We start from the raw sequence: 1,363 nt of genomic DNA, 5'->3' as shown, positions 1-1,363 counted from the left end.
CTAACGATTTCAAACGTGTTGCAGAAGAAGTTTCTGGAATTAATTTAAAATGGTACTTCAACTTATTTATCAATACAACACGCAAAATTGATTACGCTGTAGAAGCTGTAAACGGAAATACAATCACAATTGCAAATAAATCAGATTTTGCAATGCCGATAGATTTATTGGTTGAATATACAGATGGTTCGGAAGAATTATTTTACATTCCTTTACGTGAAATGCGTGGAGAAAAACCAGCAGAAAATTTAGTGGAATATCAAGGTGCTAAAAGAACGATTTTAGAAGATTGGTTCTGGACAAAACCAACATATGACGTTAAAGTTTCAAAAGAAGTTAAACAAGTTACCATCGATCCAACAAAACGTTTGGCAGATGTAAATGATAAAAATAACGTATTTACAAAATAATGTTATTAGCAGTAAATATTGGAAATACTAATCTTCGTTTCGCGGTTTTCAAAAGTGAAACGGAGATTATTACATGGACAATCAATTCAAAACCTTATCGTACCGAATACGAATTTTTTGCAAAATTCTCGAACATGTACGAACCTTTCGGAATTGAGAAATATGATATTACAGATATTGTGATTGGTTCGGTTGTGCCACCACTTACAGCAAGTGTTAAGATTGCTTTACAAAAAATTCACAAGTTCAAACCAATGGTTGTGGATCGTAATACGCCATCAGCAATCAAGCATAAGTCAAACCAAATGGGAACAGATTTGTATGCGAATGCAGTGGCAGCACATTATCAAGACTACAAAGGCAAGAAAATCGTGATTGATTTTGGTACAGCGTTAACTTTTTTAGGGATTGACGAATCGGCAAATGTCGGTGGAGTAGTGATTGCTCCTGGAATTATAACTGCCTTAAATTCATTGGTAGGAGAAACGGCTCAATTACCAACAGTAGAACTGAAAGCGCCTAAAACTGTTTTAGGATCTGATACAGAATCTTGCATGCAATCAGGAATGGTTTATGGTTTTTTGAGTATGGTTGAAGGAATGATTGATCGTATCAATGCCGAAGAAGGAGAACAATGTTATGTGATTTCGACAGGAGGAGTTGGTGGCGTTTACAAATCGTTGACAGATAAAATTGATATTGATGATCGTTTACACACAATAAAAGGTCTTAAAATATTATACGAATTGAATAAAGATTCGTTTCAGAAATAAATTTATTTTAGATAAATATGATTAAAAAGCTCGCTAATTGCGAGCTTTTTTCGTTCTATATCAAATCATTTCAAAAAAAATGTTTAATTTTCTGTAACCTTTTTACAAACCTTGAGTCTATTAAGTAAGAAAGCAATTAACACACGTGAAATTATTTGTACTAAATCGAAAAAGTAAAGA

General features: G+C 33.1%; 1 protein-coding gene and 1 pseudogene. Both read left to right on the top strand.

The annotated features are described in order from the left end of the window. Positions 1-410, top strand: a pseudogene (locus tag Q0616_RS08415) (M1 family peptidase); the annotation flags it as partial. Continuing rightward, positions 410-1,183, top strand: a complete 774-nt coding sequence (locus Q0616_RS08410) for a type III pantothenate kinase (RefSeq protein ID WP_260541450.1) — start codon at positions 410-412, stop codon at positions 1,181-1,183. The pseudogene Q0616_RS08415 and the gene Q0616_RS08410, both read left to right, overlap by 1 nt. The last annotated feature ends 180 nt before the right edge of the window (positions 1,184-1,363 follow it).

The organism is uncultured Empedobacter sp., from assembly GCF_937930195.1.
Taxonomy (GTDB): Bacteria; Bacteroidota; Bacteroidia; order Flavobacteriales; family Weeksellaceae; genus Empedobacter; species Empedobacter stercoris.
The sequence above is the reverse complement of the archived record's forward strand: the minus strand, read 5'-3'. Positions and strand labels throughout refer to the sequence as shown.